Annotated in this window: 14 protein-coding genes and 1 pseudogene; 5 read left to right on the plus strand and 10 right to left on the minus strand. The window is 42.8% G+C overall.

What is annotated here, in order from left to right:
* Positions 1 to 130: 130 nt before the first annotated feature.
* Positions 131 to 1,018, minus strand: a complete 888-nt coding sequence (locus MLD56_RS17290; protein ID WP_029515395.1) for a DMT family transporter — start codon at positions 1,016 to 1,018, stop codon at positions 131 to 133.
* A 216-nt stretch (positions 1,019 to 1,234) separates the two neighbouring features.
* Between MLD56_RS17290 and MLD56_RS17295 the strand changes: the two genes are divergently transcribed.
* The gene (locus tag MLD56_RS17295; protein WP_029515396.1) at positions 1,235 to 1,984 is read left to right on the plus strand and encodes a YdcF family protein; all 750 of its coding nucleotides are present in this window, start codon (positions 1,235 to 1,237) and stop codon (positions 1,982 to 1,984) included.
* A gap of 103 nt (positions 1,985 to 2,087) precedes the next feature.
* Here MLD56_RS17295 and MLD56_RS17300 read toward each other — a convergent pair whose 3' ends face one another.
* On the minus strand, positions 2,088 to 2,549 hold the full coding sequence (locus tag MLD56_RS17300) for a 2-thiouracil desulfurase family protein (RefSeq protein ID WP_049816884.1): 462 nt from the start codon (positions 2,547 to 2,549) through the stop codon (positions 2,088 to 2,090).
* A 124-nt stretch (positions 2,550 to 2,673) separates the two neighbouring features.
* Positions 2,674 to 2,832 (minus strand): annotated as a pseudogene (locus MLD56_RS17305) (sigma factor); the annotation flags it as partial.
* Positions 2,833 to 3,054: 222 nt separating this feature from the next.
* Here MLD56_RS17305 and MLD56_RS17310 point away from each other — a divergent pair.
* Positions 3,055 to 3,684, plus strand: coding sequence for a TetR/AcrR family transcriptional regulator (locus MLD56_RS17310; RefSeq protein WP_029515397.1), 630 nt, complete (start codon positions 3,055 to 3,057; stop codon positions 3,682 to 3,684).
* On the plus strand, positions 3,681 to 4,655 hold the full coding sequence (locus tag MLD56_RS17315) for an alpha/beta hydrolase (protein WP_029515398.1): 975 nt from the start codon (positions 3,681 to 3,683) through the stop codon (positions 4,653 to 4,655). Before MLD56_RS17310 ends, MLD56_RS17315 begins: the two co-directional genes overlap by 4 nt.
* A 158-nt stretch (positions 4,656 to 4,813) precedes the next feature.
* Here MLD56_RS17315 and sigK read toward each other — a convergent pair whose 3' ends face one another.
* A complete protein-coding gene (gene sigK / locus MLD56_RS17320) occupies positions 4,814 to 5,515 on the minus strand; it encodes an RNA polymerase sporulation sigma factor SigK (protein ID WP_013311218.1) in 702 nt (233 codons plus the stop codon).
* 280 nt (positions 5,516 to 5,795) lie between these two features.
* The gene (locus tag MLD56_RS17325) at positions 5,796 to 6,167 is read right to left on the minus strand and encodes a hypothetical protein (protein ID WP_029515399.1); all 372 of its coding nucleotides are present in this window, start codon (positions 6,165 to 6,167) and stop codon (positions 5,796 to 5,798) included.
* A gap of 217 nt (positions 6,168 to 6,384) precedes the next feature.
* Between MLD56_RS17325 and MLD56_RS17330 the strand changes: the two genes are divergently transcribed.
* Entirely contained in the window at positions 6,385 to 6,894 is a 510-nt protein-coding gene (locus tag MLD56_RS17330) for a discoidin domain-containing protein (RefSeq protein ID WP_029515400.1), read from the plus strand.
* A 49-nt stretch (positions 6,895 to 6,943) separates the two neighbouring features.
* On the opposite strand, the gene MLD56_RS17335 is transcribed toward MLD56_RS17330, so the two are convergent.
* From MLD56_RS17335 to MLD56_RS17350, 4 genes are all read right to left on the minus strand, one after another.
* Positions 6,944 to 11,530, minus strand: coding sequence for a fibronectin type III domain-containing protein (locus tag MLD56_RS17335; RefSeq protein ID WP_029515401.1), 4,587 nt, complete (start codon positions 11,528 to 11,530; stop codon positions 6,944 to 6,946).
* A 193-nt stretch (positions 11,531 to 11,723) separates the two neighbouring features.
* Entirely contained in the window at positions 11,724 to 12,602 is an 879-nt protein-coding gene (locus MLD56_RS17340) for a hypothetical protein (RefSeq protein WP_029515402.1), read from the minus strand.
* Positions 12,603 to 12,814: 212 nt separating this feature from the next.
* Positions 12,815 to 14,284: a transthyretin-like family protein gene (locus MLD56_RS17345; protein WP_029515403.1), complete on the minus strand. Its 1,470-nt coding sequence runs from the start codon at positions 14,282 to 14,284 to the stop codon at positions 12,815 to 12,817.
* Positions 14,285 to 14,557: 273 nt separating this feature from the next.
* Positions 14,558 to 16,039, minus strand: a complete 1,482-nt coding sequence (locus MLD56_RS17350; RefSeq protein ID WP_029515404.1) for a hypothetical protein — start codon at positions 16,037 to 16,039, stop codon at positions 14,558 to 14,560.
* A gap of 172 nt (positions 16,040 to 16,211) precedes the next feature.
* On the opposite strand from MLD56_RS17350, the gene MLD56_RS17355 reads away from it, so the two are divergent.
* Entirely contained in the window at positions 16,212 to 16,703 is a 492-nt protein-coding gene (locus MLD56_RS17355; protein ID WP_239645128.1) for a hypothetical protein, read from the plus strand.
* Between the two features lie 57 nt (positions 16,704 to 16,760).
* Here MLD56_RS17355 and MLD56_RS17360 read toward each other — a convergent pair whose 3' ends face one another.
* Positions 16,761 to 17,591, minus strand: coding sequence for a hypothetical protein (locus MLD56_RS17360; RefSeq protein WP_029515406.1), 831 nt, complete (start codon positions 17,589 to 17,591; stop codon positions 16,761 to 16,763).
* Positions 17,592 to 17,600: the final 9 nt, after the last annotated feature.

Here is a 17,600-nt window from a genome sequence, read left to right on the forward strand (position 1 = left end):
CTTATAGATCAAATTCGTTTCAGCCGAACCCGTTTCATTCTTCCTAAAAATTCGCCGGACAGGTGTTAAAATCCTCTAAAAAAGGACCCTGCTACCTGCGCAGAGTCCTTGCTTGTACCATATCCTATTTTCAAGCTTGCCGTACTACTCTCACTCTGCGATTAACCAAATAAATGCTAAGCCCGATTAAGATCAACCCGATCAGCAGGAAAGCCGTGATCGCTTCGCCCAGCACCAACGAGCTGACAAACACCGAGATCACAGGCACCAAAAACGTATAAGATGCAACCTTGCTCGCATCGCCTGAGTTAACAAGTGTGAAATACAGTAACCAGGAAAGTGAAATTCCCAGCACCGTGCCGAATATCAGCCCTGACACATACGGGACATTCCATACGATATCCGCCCAGCTTTCCGTCACCGTTCCAGCTCCCGTCAGCACGATGCCTCCCAGTGTACATTGAAATGCAACCAGCCACAGCGAATCCACACGCTGGTTTACCTTTTTCACATATACCGTTCCCAATGCCCAGCTCACGGCTGTAATAATGGCGAGGATTACACCTGCCACAGCCACATGTCCTGAAAATCCGCCGACACTGACAGCCGCAACGCCCAAAAATCCGATGACCAATCCAAGCACTTTAAGTCTGGACATCGCTTCCCCTAGCCACATCCATGCAAAAATGCCGACCAGTACAGGCTGGAGATATACCAGCACAGAAAACAAGCCAGAGGGGACGTACATCAGTCCCACCGTTTGCAGACCATAAAACAATACCACGTTAAAAATACCTGAAATAGCATACACCCGCCAATTTTCTTTCCAACGAATGCGATTCCATCTCGGTACTAAAATCACTCCCAATAGCAGACCGCCCAGCAGTGTACGTAGTCCTGCAAACAATAGTGGAGGTGTGAATTCCAATGCAACTTTATAAATGGGCCAAGAAATGCCCCACAATACAACCAGTAGCGCGATCATCATCATCCGCTTGGCTGTCGTTAACTCTCCCATGACGCTATCGCTCCTCTATGAAAAAAATCACTAGACTTTATATACTACGCCTACAGAACAACTTTATCAAACAAAAAATATGTAGTGGAAAGCTCACCTTTCATGCCCGCTTGTTCATCGAGGCATATCTTCGGACAGAGGAATCCAGTCAGTTGCCTATGTTACAATATACCAAAAAGACAGATAAGGCTTATAAGGATAGGAGGTTGTCTGCACTTGATTTATATTATCAAATTTTTGTACAGCTTTGTGCTCCCTCCCGGTTTGTTCATCCTCGTGATGGCAGGGCTCGTGATTTGGCTATGGAAAAGGGCACGTAAACCTGCGGTCGTACTGCTTCTTGTCACATTGCTGCTGTATGTTTCCTCGACCAATTTGGCTGGAGATTTGTTAATCAGTAGCTTAGAAAAACAGTACCCACAGCCCCGTACCATTCAAGGCGATGTCATTGTCGTACTTGGGGGCGGAGCCACAGAAGGAACCCCCGACATCAATGGACAAGGTAATCTGCTAGGATCTGCGGCCAATCGACTGCTCACTGCGGCCAGATTGCATGAAGCAACAGGCTTACCCATTCTTTTCTCCGGCGGGCAAGTGTTTGGAGACAGTGGTAATGAGGCGAATATTGCACAAAGGCAGTTGCTAGGACTCGGTATTCCGGCAAAGGACATTCTGATCGAAAACCGTTCTTTGAACACACAGCAAAATGCCGTATATACATCGCAAATTTTAAAAAAACATCAACTCACTAGGCCTGTTCTGGTGACCTCCGCTTTCCATATGCCACGTGCTGCACTGGAATTTCAGCGTGCAGACATGCAGGTCGTAGCTTATCCTACCGACTATCTGGCAAGTGAAGAGCTGTCACTGTATGCTGGCAAACTCTCGCCGTCTGCTGGGGCCATGTCTACAACCGGAACAGCCCTCAAGGAATACCTGGGAATCCTTGCATTAAAGCTTAAATAATATGATGTCTAATCGTATAGCATCACACAGCACAAACAAGCGTCTTGCGCTCGCAGGTATAAGCCTGTAAGCTAGCAAGGCGCTTGATCTACCATTACATATTCTAATCCAAGAAAATATCCGAAATTTGTTCTTCCGATATGACCTTAAATCCTTCCTTTTTTAACAAAGCCGAGGTTACCCCGTTACCAGCTATTTTACGATTTTCGAATGACCCATTATATATTGCTGCTGATCCGCAGGACGGGCTGTTTTCTTTTAAAACAACATGCGTTGCGTTAACCTCTCTGGCTATATTCAAGGCTTCGTACGCACCCCTAATGTACATATCGCTGACATCGTTGCCTGAAAACTCGACCACCTTAGCTGTGCCGTTCAGCACATCCTCGCCTGTCCCTCCAACAATCTCAGCAGGCTCTCTCGGAGTCACAAAGCCCCCCAAAAGCTCAGGACAGATTGTCACAGCTTTCTTTTCCTCTACCAACTTCTGAATATGTACATCCAGGCTATCCGTCCCGTTATATCGTACCTTCATGCCTGCCAAACACGAACTTACCAGAATCATTAGTTCCACCTCATATCCATTGTATTCCTATTAAGTAGTTAAAGTATAAACAAATTTCCTCGTAGAGTCATCGTACGAAAATTTTGACTCGCCTCTACGTCCGCGTTCCGTAAGAGTGATACGTTTTTGCGTGTTTCTTCAGAGATCGCAAATGCATCAGGATTTCATTTTCTATACAACGGGCTGCAAATGTTGCCAGCTTGGTGCCTTTCCCAGTCTGAAAGCTTTCAATGTCCTTCATCAGGCCGATGGTACCGAAGGATATGAGATCCTCCAAATATTCATTGTTTTATTAATTTAAGAAAGGCGGAGCGTGTACTCATCCAAAATAACCTAACAAACAAGCTGGAGGCGCATGTTGAGCAGCCTCCGGCTTATTTTTATATGTTGAGGTTCATCCTGCTCGTAAGTAAGATAAAATCACTCTTGCTATATGTCATAATTTAAGATATATTATTAATTAAATAATCGATCATTTAATTAATTTAAAGAGAGGGGAATACATTTGGCAAGACCCATCAATGAAGAAAAAAGACTGGAGCGGCGTAAACGTATCCTAGAAGAAGCTGTTGTCCTGTTCGCAGAAAGTGGATATTCTAACACCACAACGGCGATCATAGCGCAGAGTGTGGGAGTGACTCCTGGAACCATTTTTCAATATTTCCCCAGCAAAGAAGCTTTATACTACGCCGCTGTCCTTGAGCCGCTGGCTGATATTCAGGCGAAATCGCTTGCTTGTCTACAACAAGAGGGGACGCCGGGCGTATTGATTAAGAGCATGGTGACAGAACAATTCAACCATATCTACTCCTATATAAATGAATTGCGGCTTGTTCAATCTGTCTTAGGACAACGAGTAAAATTCCCCGAACTTACACAGAAGGTCCTTGAAAGTATAAAGGTAATGACAGATGCGATCGAATGCGTCTATGCCAAGGGACAGTTAATGGGAGAATTCAACAAAAGCTTTTCTCCAGCAATGATCTCTCGTGCCTATATCTCTTTCTTAAATGGAGTGGGCTTAACTCTTGGAGAAAGTATTATTCATCATCCCGAGTGGGAAAATCTGAAGGGGCATGCCTTTTATTTGTTCGCACCCATACAACCTAAAGAAAAACTGGAGGAGTCTGAATGAGTCAAGCATCATTACAACCCGATCTGACATTTAACGTTCGTGTGAAAAAACGAAAGAAAATTTTATGGAGCCTAGGGATCGTGCTTTTGCTTGTGACGGCTCTTGTATTTTTTATATCTTATAAAGTAGTAGACACCTTGTTGCACCATCCTAGAGACACTAATGTCAGCTACGGATTGAATATCGATAAAACTCCCTATGAAGAGGTCGAGTTCAAGAGTGAAAAAAATGATAATACGATTAGAGGTTCCTTCTTTCCTGCAAGTGGTCTTTCTGGTAAATCAAGTAGTAAAACGATTATTGTCGTCCATGGATATACGAGCAATCGTTTAGTCAAAGGGCGGACCCAAAAGTTAGTAGAGCACTTCGTTCCGAAAGGCTACAATGTATTGGCATTTGACCTCAGTTCACAAGGTAAGTCCGATGGTGATTTGATTACGCTGGGCCTCAATGAAAAATATGATTTGCTAGGAGCTGTAAGCTATTTAAAATCGAGAGACCATACGGGTGATAACATTGGAGTTATCGGTTTTTCAATGGGTGCTGCTACTTCTTTGCTAGCCGCAAGTGAAAGTGATGACATCAAAGCCGTAATTGCGGATAGTCCTTTTCGTAATGCTGGTCTATTTCTGAGAGAGGGTTTGCCCTTCTTTTCAGGTTTACCTGCGTTTCCATTCAGTTATACATCGACATGGATGGCAAATTGGGCCTTTAAGGTTGATCTTGATTCCATATCTCCTATGGATGCGGTAAAAAAGATGCAAGACAAGCCAGTTATGCTCATTCATGGTACTGGAGATCAGCAAATTAGTTATAAAAATACAGAAATTATTTACGAGTCCTTAAAAGATAACCCAAAAGCAGAAGTATGGTACCCGCAAAATACGGAGCACATCGATGCCATCAACCATTACCCCACTGAATATTTCAAAAGAGTAGATCACTTTTTGGATGAATATGTAGGGAAATAAATTCAATCCAAGAGAGCCAACTAGCTGAACGAGTAACCACACTTATAGGAAAATTCCCTAGCGCTTTTCAGCGTAAAGAAGCAAGTAATTGAATTATGAAAAAGACCTAAAAAGGCCCTGTAAAGGGCCTCAAGTGGGTTCATATATCTCCTTATCCATTACCCCTTCTGCTTGTAAAATTCATGGTACAGCTTCATTAATGCACGCTTTTCAATGCGGGACACATACGAACGCGAAATCCCCAGCTCTCTGGCGATTTCCCGCTGTGTACGTTCTTCACCTCCGGCTTCCAGGCCGAATCGACCAATAACTACTTCTTTTTCACGCTCATCTAAAATATCCAGGTTGCGATAGATTTTACTCTTCTCGATTTTGAGCTGTACTTTATCTACAATATCGTCCGCCTCGGTGCCGAGGATATCAATCAAAGTAATCTCGTTGCCTTCCTTATCAGTCCCTATAGGATCGTGAAGTGATACGTCTTTGCGTGTTTTTTTCAGGGATCGTAAATGCATCAGGATTTCATTTTCTATACAACGGGCTGCAAATGTTGCCAGCTTGGTGCCTTTCCCGGTCTGAAAGCTTTCGATGGCCTTGATCAGTCCGATGGTGCCGATGGATATAAGGTCCTCCAAATCTTCACCGGTGTTATCGAATTTTTTCACAATATGGGCCACCAGCCGTAGGTTATGTTCAATGAGTGTGTTACGAGAGTGTGCGTTGCCTTCGGCAAAAAGCTTTAGGTGTCGAGCTTCCTCTTTCTCAGTCAATGGCTGCGGAAAGGCGTTGTTTTTCACGTAGGAAACGAGTAGCGTCAATTCCTTGATGAACAGAGCGATAGCGCTAAATAGTCCGGGCACGGATGACACCTCCTGAGGTAGTTGCGAACTTACCGGCCTTTGTTACTTACCGGGCTTGCGGTCTGTTTATTGTATGTAGGCAAGTGCCCATCCGTGCCTGTACTCCGAAAACTGCTCCGTAACAATTTGCCGGATATCTTGCTGGAGCAACCTCCAATACTTAATTCGAAACATAGAGATCTCTTCGACACAAATCAACGCACTCCATATAGCCAGAGGAAAACCCGGAATAGCCTTACATTATCCAACAATTGGTTTCCCATTTTCTCTCAGCAGAGTATTAACTTCTTTCTAAATATGACAATGGGAGTGGAGAATAGACCATTGTATCTCCATCTTCATCACGTTTTAAAACAATAGCAAACTCAGCACCATTACTTTCATCACCTCTTGGCAACGGGAATATCATAGCCGGACAACGCAACTCATAATTATGAGGAAATTCTTTTCGAAAGTTCTCTAAAGCATAATTCAAAATCGCATCTATTTTGTCGGTAAGCACATTAAATCCGCCTATTACAAAATCATTGTATTCTTGGGAAGCGGTGTACTTCTCAAATAATTTTCTTTTATATTCCTCAACAGTACTAAAACAAACTTCCCAATCCAAAGGGAATATGCCATTTCCCAAATAATAAGTGTATATTTTCATATTCGATCCATTTCCTTTCTCGCACCTCATTTAGTTATTTATATTCTAAACATGCAACTCCCCGCCCGCAAATGAGTTTGCTATTATGATGTCAGACCGCTTAAACACTAGTATGCATTCCATGATCAAGGAATATATTCATAGAGAGTTTCATATAAATGATATATATCAACCTTTTCAACACATTCAAAAATTAAACTTAAGGAGGAATTTCAACATGGCAAAATTCAGTCAAAATCCAGACAACTATACTTTTTCCATGGATCCTGTTGTTATAGCAGAGGAAAATGTATCAACCAACGGAGATTCCAAAAATACTTTTCCGAAAAATGTTTTAATTGATAATAATCTCTATTGGGAAAGCAGCTTAAACGGTAAAGGTGGAGAAATCATCTTCAAATTAGATACAGGTAAGACGATCAATGATATTCTTTTAGCTCAGCCATCTTCTCGAGCTTTTATACTTTCATTTTCTTTTCACGGCTCTAGAGACGGAGAAAATTGGTTTAGGTTAGGTGAAGTCGAAACTTTGCCAACCACTGCAAAAACAACCTATCAATTTAGTAATGAGATTCCTTTTTCATATTATAAAATAACTGTACTTTCCTCCGGGATGAGTAGTACAACCTCCTATTATGGTATACGATATATTCAGCTAAGAACCGCACTCATTAATGGCGTTCCTGCCTACAGAGCATCCAATCTAAACCCCGCTATTGCGGAATAAGTTAGTATACACAAAAAAGGGGCTGGCCAACGCCGCCCCTTGATTCATTCTATTTCATTTGAAGCATGTTATAAATCATCTCTGCTGCTTCTGCACGTGTGACCTCCTGTTTGGCACGGAAGCTACCATCTGGATATCCTTGTACTAAATTAATTTCGGTTAGACCAAGTACATCCTTTCTGGCCCACTCTACAATTTGAGAGGAATCTGAGTATGCACTGCTTTCTTGCTGTGGTGTAGCCTTGACAATGTTATTCACCATTTTAGCCGCCTGCTCACGGTTAATGACCCGATCTGGGCCAAATTCTCTATTACTAAACCCGCGAGCAACCTGATCTTTAATCGCCGTTTTGAGCAGATCAACGTACCACGCCGATGGATTGATATCCTCGAAGCCTAAAGTCACATCCGTTTCGAGCGGTAATTTCAAGGAACGGACCAGCATAGAGGTAAACTCCATACGTGTTACAGGTCTGTTCGGCTCAAATAGCGTGTGGGTTGTTCCCTTTACTACACCTAAATCAGCAAGCACATTTATTTTTTCTCTATTAAATATCCGATCAATGTCACTAAAACGATTTGGCTTCTTTTCAACGGTTGAATCTTGAATGTGCTCTGTTTCTATCGGTTCCTTTATAACAGGCTGAATCGGTTTTACACTCTCCGCCCCTCCTGCTCCGCCACCTGCTTCCACAGTATTACCCGTTGTTTTGCCATTCGCTTGTTTTGCCTCTGTGCGTTTTCCTTGACTATTTTCTGCCCAAAGTTGAACTGTATACAACCGCTTCTCTTTAAGCTGTCTCCAGATATAGCCTCGATCCTTACCACGATATAGCTCTGTTCCTCCTTCACTGGCGAGGACGAAAATATCATTCTCATGGTCAGATTCCCAATGGATGATAAACTCACTATTCGTTGTTTCCATCTTCGAAAACGCAAATGCTGGAGACGGCAGCGTCTCCACTTCACCTTCTGTCTGCTTACCCTCACCACTTGTGTTCAATGGCTTGACGGTAATACGATACAATGTAGAACTATCCAATCCATCTACTTTAAATTCATGGGTGGTCGTATGACCGATAAGCATCTCGTTTTGGTAGACATTGTAGGCATCTGCACCCGGAGCTTCTTTCCACGTAACAACCAAATCGGTATCTGTTACTTTTTTCACAGTCAATCTACTGTCTGATATCTGACCTGGCAAAGCGCGATACGTAAACGGAACTAAATTACCTGCCCCCGTTGTATTCACGGCCTGTATACCAAACGAGTAAATCATACCAGGCTGGATACCTGAAAGCTTAATATGGGCATCTCTGGTGTTAAAAACTTCCCCCGTATCTTTACGGGTTACAGTATATTGATAAGCGCTCTTGATCTCATCCCAGCTCAGTGAAATAAGGCCAGCCTCAAGTTCTGTAACATTAACATTTTGTACTTCAGGAGGACGTGTCAGCAGCTCACCCAACGCTGGCTGGCTGAAACCACTACTGTTCCCACTGCTCACTTGAAAATCATAGTTTTTCCCACCTGTTAAACCAGATATAACCACACGTGGTTCCGTACTATAATAATCTTGACCGTTGATCGTCACCTTATATTGAGTTGCCCCATCAACCGGGGCCCATATCAATGTGGCATCGTGCTCGCGAACATCTACAGTTGCAAGTTGTACAGCCGAAATCGGTAGTGTTAATGCGTTGATAGAAGTATCTTTACCCGTACCACTTCGATTGTAGGCTCGTATTTTAATATTGGCAGACCTGCCCGCTGGCAAGCCCTCAAAAGTATAAGAATGAATACCACGCGCAACCCGCACCTTCGGTTCATCGTTAACATTCAAGATGTATCCTTCAGCCCCCTGCACATCCTGCCACTCAACACCGATAGCATACACATCCTTCGTCACACCCGATAATGTAGTTACTCGATCAGGTAAAGTGATGACTCCCAGATGAGCAAAGTCTCCGAATCCTGTTGCATTTTCAGCGGAAACATTATAACCATACTCTGTTCCCGCCTGAAGATCAGTATCGGTGAATTCTGTATACACATCGTTATAAACCGATACTTCATTACGTTCTAGGGCATAGTAGGTGGCAGTGATTACAGAATTCCACTTCAAGTCGATTCCATCTTCTCTTACAGTTACATTCCGGAATCCGTTCGGGCTGTCTGGTAGGCTTAGAAAAGATACATGCTTTGCTGTACCCTCTCCAGTGTCATTCATAGCTGATACAGAAACATCGTAATATTTACCAGGCTTCATTCCCGTAATTGGATTATACACATCCTGTGTAACCGTATCCTTAAATATGATTTCTCCCGTACTTACGTCTGCTGCTGTAATATTATATCTGTTAGCTGATGAAACTGGCGTAAAGTCAGCCATGATTTCTGTAGAATGACGAGAGACAGGTCGTAACTGGATATGATCAGGAGCATCAGGTAACGTTAATACACGGACTCGATTGGAATACGCATTGCCTCCTACATGATTACTAGAACGCACTTCATATTCGTATTGCCGTCCTCCTTGTAGCCCTCTATCTGTAAAAGAATTTGTCGGATGCGTAACATCCCAAACCTCATTAGTTGTTATATTTCGGACTGTATAGACGTAACCATCATCAAGGGCCGACGGGAGTGTCCACTGCAAATCAGCTTCTGTATTTCGTACGGATGTCGCAGAGAGCACAACCGACTGGGGCTGGTTTTGAATGCGAAGTGCACCGCTAACCGTTTCATAAATGTTACCCACCCTATCTTTGACCTTGGCATGAACATACCATTCACCTTCATTTGAAAGATCCATCTGGATTGTTGTGTCGGCTGCAGCATCCCAGTTTTCGGGTGAATCAGGGCTGTTCGTGATTTTATACTGCATTGTGGATGACTCAATCCCCGAATGCTGATCGGCATATCGTATCCTTACAGGAATATGAGTATCTTTCCATTCACGCGAATCCGGCGTCAGTTGGATCGTCGGTGGTTCCAAATCAATATAAGACACCGCGGACACCGGATCGCTTCGATTTCCAGCTGCATCTACAGCTTGTGCAGTCAATTTTATGACCCCCGAACCCTTTAATATTCCCGATGAACCAGACACATAAGCGCCAGAACCTAATTGATATTCATAATGTACTGCTGTAGTATCCGTCGCACCCGATAGAGCGAACTGAACTGGCTTATTGGTATATCGAGTAGGTATCGTCACCTCGGAAAACGTAACTTTTGGAGCCGTTGGCTTGGTTCGATCAATCATAACCGATTGAGTTACGATTGAACTAGACACATCAAGATTATTGATCGTCCGTGCTGATAATTCGTAAATTCCTTCTGCGTTTAATGTAAAATTACCCTTGTAGGTCAACCACTCCCCAGATGGACTCAAGCGATACTGTGTCATCTTAATTCCATTTGTAGGGTCACTTCCTGAATCAATGGTAATATTCACATCACGGTTCGTTGGGCCTGTTTCACTAGTCCGGATGACAGGAGCAGTCGGTCCCTTTTTATCAATAGTGACTTCCTTGCTTACTTCTCGGCTCACATTACCGACGCTGTCAATGGAGCGTGCATAAACCGTGCTTTTACCATCTTTATTTACATGAAACACTCCACTATAATCCTGCCAATCCTGATTCACAACGCCTGTCATACGAAATTGAGTATGGGCTAGTCCAGAATAATCGTCTACACCTGGTTGTAATGAAATCGTATAGTCATTACTATTCCCTGTTGCTTCTATGCTAGGGGGAGTTGGTGGCATCTTGTCTATTCGGACATTCCCGGAAGAAAGGCCACTATACTGGTCATTCACATCCACTGTCCGGGCATAGATTGTATTTACACCATGGTCATAGACAGTGAAAGGCCCGGTGTATGGCTGAAATGCTCCTCCGTTCAGACTATATTCATAGTATTTTAATCCTTCAGGAGCCACATCTCCATCGATCCACACGGTTACAGGGTCTTTGGTCCACCCTGTAACAGCTTGTCCCTCTGCGTCTGCGTGAATCTGGGGTGGTTTAGGCATGAGGTCCGATTTGGGAATAACACGGACCCCAAACTTGGATATTTCATTACTTGTCTGTTGGTTAGTTCCCATCGCTCTGAAATAGCGAACATCCCTTAATGTAATTGAGTCGGTGATATCTATCCATTTTCCCTGGTAATAGCTATCAGCATAGAATTCCCTTACATTAATCCATGTATATAGATTCGTTCCGTTAGGCCTCCAACTGTCGCCTGCGGCGGCATTAGACGTATATATATCGGTATGATAAGACCCCTCAATATAAACAAAAATCTTGTAATCCGAAGCCTTAATAGATCTTCCAATATCAATAAAACGATTTGTCGGCTGTGTAGTCCCATCACATTTATACCTCGCCGAACCCGTGCCAGTGTATACTTCTGTTGCTCCTATCCCATTTCCTGACCAAGAACCCCAACTATCGCCTCCACCCGGCAAATTGTTTTGGCAAAAAGGGCCCCCAATGATCTCCTGAGCAGCAGCGGATACCCTTTCCGGAAATATGGGAATCATCGTTAATAGTAGGACTACAGCCAAAAATCCATACACCCACTTCCTATACTTCCTTACCTTTCGCTTATTTTTTCGATACATACACTTCTCCTTACTTTATTTTATTTTCAAAGAGTTTTACAAACTCGCTTCGAGTAAAATAGAAAAAGCACCTCAAACGAAGGCGTTAATGCCTAGGTTTGAGGTGCTTCCTCTATATCACGAGTATGTTTTGAAGCTATTATACTTCGTTCCAAGCAGGATGTAAACAGAACTGACAAATTATTTAAGGGTGTTAATGAACTTGAACGCCTAAGCTCCGAAAAAATCCTCGCATATTCTGCATGTAAGAATCCTGAGTAGCGGAAGATTCCTTAAGAAGATTTTGCATGCTGTTCATAAAAGCAGAAGCTGATGTCGTATCCGCTTTGTCAAAGCGATTGTTTAACGGTGTGTTATTTAGCAACTCTGTATTCTGTCCCATACGTTCCTTGTATTTCTCAATCCAATCAGGATGTTGAGGAACCTTTTGCGCAAAATTTAACAGTTGGCTCAACCCATTTCCTCCACCTTTAATATCATTCATGTACGCCGTATATTTTTGAGGATCGACCTGCTTCATCACTTCCGACAGCTTGACATAATCCTCAGGAGCACCTGACGGACGATCCATTGGAGTCGTGTAGCTAATATCTCCGGTCTCTGGATCAGTGGATCGTGTTAAAGCAATACCAGCGATCTGGTTCATGGTTTCCAGAAATTCTTTGGCCTTGTCGCCTTCCATGTAATGATCGGCAATATACTTGGATTGGGTAACTCCCATCTCCAGCAGCACAGCTCGCTGACTCTCATCGGTTACTGTTCCGTCGACGATAAAATTAGATTCAATCATACTGTACACTGCATTAGACACTTCTTCTGATTGACCTTCCAAAACCCGGTTTAATGAATCATTGATTTGGGTTGTACCGAAATACTTGGCAGCCTGTGATACAATAGCTCCTTCGGCCAACTGTCTGCCGGCTTCACTGATCTCCACGGAGTCTTGAACTACGAATCCCGAGACCTTTTCTTCATGAAGCTGGGATGATGGAACTTGCTTACTTGTCGGATTGATCCGTAAGCTACTCGCATTAAGAATCGCTTGCTGTGCTCTAAGAGGCCCAAAATTCATCCTATTTCCTCCTGTCATGTTTGTAACAGGCAATCTAAGGCGTATGTATAGTGTAATGTGACCCTGTTTCTATATATATCGGACAAAGCATATATGGAATGAATATATGCTTTGTCCCAAAAATGAACAAATATTGAAGCAAACTACTTTTGATTCAAATATAAAATACTCAAGCAACAAGTTACCTTAGGGTTAGCTTAATAACCTATCTATCAACCGCCATAAATACTATAGGCAAAGTGATATACAATATCCGTATCTATAATCGAAGTACCTGACACCTGAGCGGCTACCCCTGATAGATCATAGTAGTGTGTAAAACTGATGGCTCCAGACAGGTATTCCGCTATACTTCCAGTGGAAGATGGCAGGGAAAGAGTCACACTAAAGGCTCCATTCTGGTCCGTATAAGCTGTGCCTGTACGAGTACGATTCCCGCTGCCTTCAGTCCAGTTCTGATTCAACCATGTCACATCAACAGGTGCATTTGCCACTGGATAACCATCAGTTGTCTTAACTACACCATTCACGGTAAGGTTACTGCGTTGATTAACCCGATAATGACGACCATATGAGTAGTTCGGATAATCATTAGGGCCATTAGCAGAATCATAGCCGGTAATTTCAATTTTGCCAGCCTGAAGCACCGGCTTCAGTGTAAGTGTGTACAAATGATTGGGTGAATACTGATTGGTTGTGTACACTCGCACATAGTAGGTTCCTGTATTTAAGCTAACATTATGGTTCGTTTGCGGCAAAAGCACCATTTGGTTTCCGGTAAGGACTCCGTAGACTTCCGCTTTGTAGCCATAACCGTCCGAAACACTGTCAAGCTTGACGTTCAAAGCGTCATAATTGCGGCTGGCTGGGATCGTAACTTGGTACCAGTCATTATCAATGCCTGAATGAATGGAGCGTGAATTAAGCGATGAACCGCCCGTACTAAAGGTAAAGTTGTAGGCATGGAAAGCACTCTCATCTGGTTCATATGCATCGTAGCTGGAACTTGTATCGACCGTTAGATAGAAAGGATCATTGATACTGGAACCTTTTTTGGCATGGACAGCAATCGCATATGCCTTTTCATTTCCAGAAGCGTTGCGGGTTCCTACGTTTTCAGGAAGTGAGGCAGCCCCCTGTTCATAATTGTTAAAATAAGTACCATAGGTGGATGCGTCAATGGCATTAGGATTAATGTCCCCTGTCGTCATATCAAACTCATATAAGTATAAATCATAGTCAAGCTGGGCTGAAAATGGACCATCCAACTGGGCCTGCAACAATTCACCAGGCTGCAAATAGATCGGATATAAAAATTGTGTACCTCCCTCTTGCGTAATCGTACCGGAATACGTAGCAGAAGAAGCTGTGGCTGAAGCAACCATTGGGCTTTCTTTCAGCGAAGACATGGATTCCCTTTTCAATGAGGTTGTCTCTGGTGTCTTGAAGTTGAGATTTTCTTGCATGACATAAACCGAAGACGTAACGCTGTCTGGCTTGTCTGCCCGCGTTAAACGCTTAATTAAGTCTTCATTTTCAGTTGTTAGCTGAATCTTGGACTCTGCCCTAATCGCTTGATCCGATGCAGCCTCCTTACTTTCACTCGCGTTCGCAGTCATTCCGAAAGCAAACAGAAGCATCATGCTTAACATCACTGCAATAGCCTTTTTGAACCTCTTCATACTGAAATCCCCTCTCAAATGGTTTAAGGAATTCCCGCTATCCCCGGATAAACCAGGGTGATTTCTAGGCTGCATGGCTCTATCATAAATCATCTTTGGTTCTATTGGAATATATTATGCAAAACATTTTCTATTTGTAATCTATGAAAACAAGACTATTTTCTTATCCTTGCTAAATAAACATGAAAAGTCGCTCTTTCAGAAATGGAAAGCCTCGGCTAACCCTTCAGAAAAAGCGACTCTCTCATGATCGAAATGACATTAAAGCATTTCTTAGTTTCTCAAGCTGTAAGCAAATAGATAAATAATGTCCGTCGCACTAATCGAAGTTCCATCGACCTGAGCCGCTACTCCTGTAAGATCAAAATAGTGTGTGGAAGCAATTTCACTTATATATTCTACATTTTTTCCTGTCGATTGCGGAAGAGAAAGGGTCACACTGAATTTACCGCTATCATCGGTGTACGTAGAAGCCGTTCTCGTACGGTTACCGCTACTCTCGCTCCAGTTCTTATCCAGCCAAACGACCGTGACAGGAGCATTGGGAACCATTTGACCATCTGTTGTTTTCACAACACCGTTCACGAACAGACTGCTGCCTCCGTTAATACGATAATGACGACCGTAAGAATACGTCGGATAATCATAATAGCCATTGGAGTTATAGCCGGTAATTTCAATTTTGCCAGCTCGAAGCACCGGTTTAATCGCTAGTGTATACAAATGGTCGGCTGAATACTGACTTGTGCTGTACACTCGTACATAGTAGGTCCCTGTGCTTAAGGTAACATTATGATTGGTTTGCGGTAGAAGCACCATTTGGTTGCCAGCAAGAGCTGCATATACTTCCGCTTTGTACCCATAGCTTTCCGAAGTGCTGTCCAGCTTCACATTTAATGCATCATAATTACGGCTGGCTGGTACTGTAACTTGATACCAATCGTTATCTATAGCGGAATGAATGGTACGGAAGTTAATCGAGGAGCCTTTGTCGTTAACCGTAAAATTATAAGCATGAAAGGCACTGTCATCCGGCTCATAGGCATCATAGTTGGAGCTTACTGCTACAGTTAAATAAAAAAGATCATTAATGCTAGACCCCTTCTTGGCATGAACTGCAAGCGCGTATGCCTTCTCGGCTCCGATTGAGTTGCGAGTTCCTACGTTTTCTGGAAGAGAAGCAGCTCCTTGCTCATAATTGTTAACATAAGTCCCGTAGTTGGAAACATCTATAGGATTGGAATTAATATCACCTGTCGCCATATCAAACTCATACAGATATAAGTCATAGTCTAGCTGGGCTGAAGACGGACTATCCAACTGAGCCTGTAACAATTCACCCGGTTGCAAATAAATCGGATATAAAAACTGTGTGCCTCCCTCTTCTGTAATCGTGCCGGAATATGTAGCAGTAGACGCTGTCGCTACGGTCGCTGCAGCTTTAGCTGATACTGATTTTGTGCTGGCTTTGAGCGAAGGGGTAACTTTCTTTTTCAATACAGATTTCTGTGGTGTCGCCAAGTTAATATTTTCTGTAATGGTGTACACCGAATTTGTGATACTGGCAGGCTTGTCCGCGCGTGTTAATTGTTCAATGACACTTCCCTTATCAGTTGTTAGCTGCACATTGGAAACTGCCTGAATCGCTTGATCCGTCTTCACCTCTGGGCTTGCACTCGCATTCGCCGTCATCCCGAATGATAGCAGGAGCATTGAGCTTAGTGTAACTGAAACCACCTTTTTAAACCTTATCATACTGAAATCTCCTCTCAAATGTATTAAAGAAATACAGCTATTCCTAAATATATGCAGGGAAATTCTAGGATGTCCTTTTCTGTCATAAAGGAATTCTGGTTTCAATGGAATATAATTCTTAAAATATTCTTATTTGTAATCCGTATGAATAGGGTTTAGGTTAATTAACTTAATGATGAAAAAACTTAGCGTGTTTATGTTAGTATTATGTTGCTTCTCCATTTTGGCAGCCTGCTCTACCGATCCGGTTAAAAAAGATTTAATTACCTATGTGAATGATGGAATGCTTACGTTAGCACAAGATGAAAAAACAGTAACTGAAAAATATGGATCCGTGACCGGTGATAACTTCACAGATGATGAAACACTATATAATACGTTACGAGACGAAATTATCCCACAATACACCAAATACCTTGATAAAGTTGAAACAGTGAAGACGGAAACCCCTGAGGTGCGAGCTGTCCACGAAACCTACATCAAGGCGGTTAGCACTCAAAAGGAAACATTCATTACGATGCTCGATGCGTTGGAAAAAGGGGATCTGAACTTAATTAATGAAAGTAACACCAAGCTAAGCGAGGGTAGAAAGCTATTCAGAGATTTTGGTGAACAGGTTAACACACTTGCTAAAGAGCATGATGTGACTTTGAATAAGAAATAAACAAAAAAACTCCCATTATGGGAGTTTTTTCACTTCAGGATTTTGCAAAATCCACACTTATGAATATTCGAAGCAAATTACCGCTTTACTTAATTCTTGGTCGTAAAATAAATAGACGGTATCCGCCCCACACGCTTGAAAATAATACCCGGTAATGGAACCGATATAGGTAAAAGTCTCACCATTGGGACGCTTAGGCACATGAAGCAGATTGGTTTGCTCGAACTGGAGCATCTCTTCCAGAGATTCATCATATTCCTTGATGTAACTTTGAGCCTTGTCAGACTGAAAAGCGATATCATCTAAAATTCCGTTAACTTCAGGGTAACTCAGCCCCCAACCACTGGATTGCTTTTCCTCAAAATCACGGGTAAGTTCTTCAACAGACTTTTTGGCCTCTCCAAAGGAGGAATATGGATAAATTTTATTATTTTCCAGGAAAAACGCTTTGCGAGCTTGGTAGTCTTGTTCATTATCCATATACACCTGTTCCAGTCCGCCCAACGCCATGACTTCTCTCTTCATACGTAGGTACGCTTTATCCCCGGTTGATTTCAGCGCTTCATAGGTAGCTTCCAATTGCTCCTTCTGATGAAGACTAAAATAATTCCAGTCTGCTTCGAATTTGTATTTGCCGTCAATTACATCGAATCCCAGCATATCTTGCTTGGTATATGAGGTATGAAAGTCCTGAGTATTTTCACCCACACAGCCTTCGTAGATTTCTTTTACGGAAACAAAATGCAGCCACTCATCTTGCTCCGGGAATAAAAACTGAAGATTTATCGAGCAAATCGGCAGAAAATGCTTGCGATGATGTTCAAGATCGCTGGCAAATACGTCCTCGTATGCTGGAAAACGTTTGATGAATCTCTCAGGTATGTTCATGGTAGTCCT

Source organism: Paenibacillus peoriae (assembly GCF_022531965.1).
In the GTDB taxonomy this organism is placed as follows: Bacteria; Bacillota; Bacilli; order Paenibacillales; family Paenibacillaceae; genus Paenibacillus; species Paenibacillus polymyxa_D.

What these genes read in the sequence shown, in the direction of transcription:
- MLD56_RS17350 (WP_029515404.1), bottom strand. Translation starts at nt 16,039, where the DNA reads ATGATAAGGTTTAAAAAGGTGGTTTCAGTTACACTAAGCTCAATGCTC.
- MLD56_RS17340 (WP_029515402.1), bottom strand. Translation starts at nt 12,602, where the DNA reads ATGAATTTTGGGCCTCTTAGAGCACAGCAAGCGATTCTTAATGCGAGT.
- MLD56_RS17335 (WP_029515401.1), bottom strand. Translation starts at nt 11,530, where the DNA reads ATGTATCGAAAAAATAAGCGAAAGGTAAGGAAGTATAGGAAGTGGGTG.
- MLD56_RS17330 (WP_029515400.1), top strand. Translation starts at nt 6,385, where the DNA reads ATGGCAAAATTCAGTCAAAATCCAGACAACTATACTTTTTCCATGGAT.
- MLD56_RS17290 (WP_029515395.1), bottom strand. Translation starts at nt 1,018, where the DNA reads ATGGGAGAGTTAACGACAGCCAAGCGGATGATGATGATCGCGCTACTG.
- MLD56_RS17325 (WP_029515399.1), bottom strand. Translation starts at nt 6,167, where the DNA reads ATGAAAATATACACTTATTATTTGGGAAATGGCATATTCCCTTTGGAT.
- MLD56_RS17300 (WP_049816884.1), bottom strand. Translation starts at nt 2,549, where the DNA reads ATGATTCTGGTAAGTTCGTGTTTGGCAGGCATGAAGGTACGATATAAC.
- MLD56_RS17315 (WP_029515398.1), top strand. Translation starts at nt 3,681, where the DNA reads ATGAGTCAAGCATCATTACAACCCGATCTGACATTTAACGTTCGTGTG.
- MLD56_RS17345 (WP_029515403.1), bottom strand. Translation starts at nt 14,284, where the DNA reads ATGAAGAGGTTCAAAAAGGCTATTGCAGTGATGTTAAGCATGATGCTT.
- MLD56_RS17360 (WP_029515406.1), bottom strand. Translation starts at nt 17,591, where the DNA reads ATGAACATACCTGAGAGATTCATCAAACGTTTTCCAGCATACGAGGAC.
- MLD56_RS17355 (WP_239645128.1), top strand. Translation starts at nt 16,212, where the DNA reads ATGATGAAAAAACTTAGCGTGTTTATGTTAGTATTATGTTGCTTCTCC.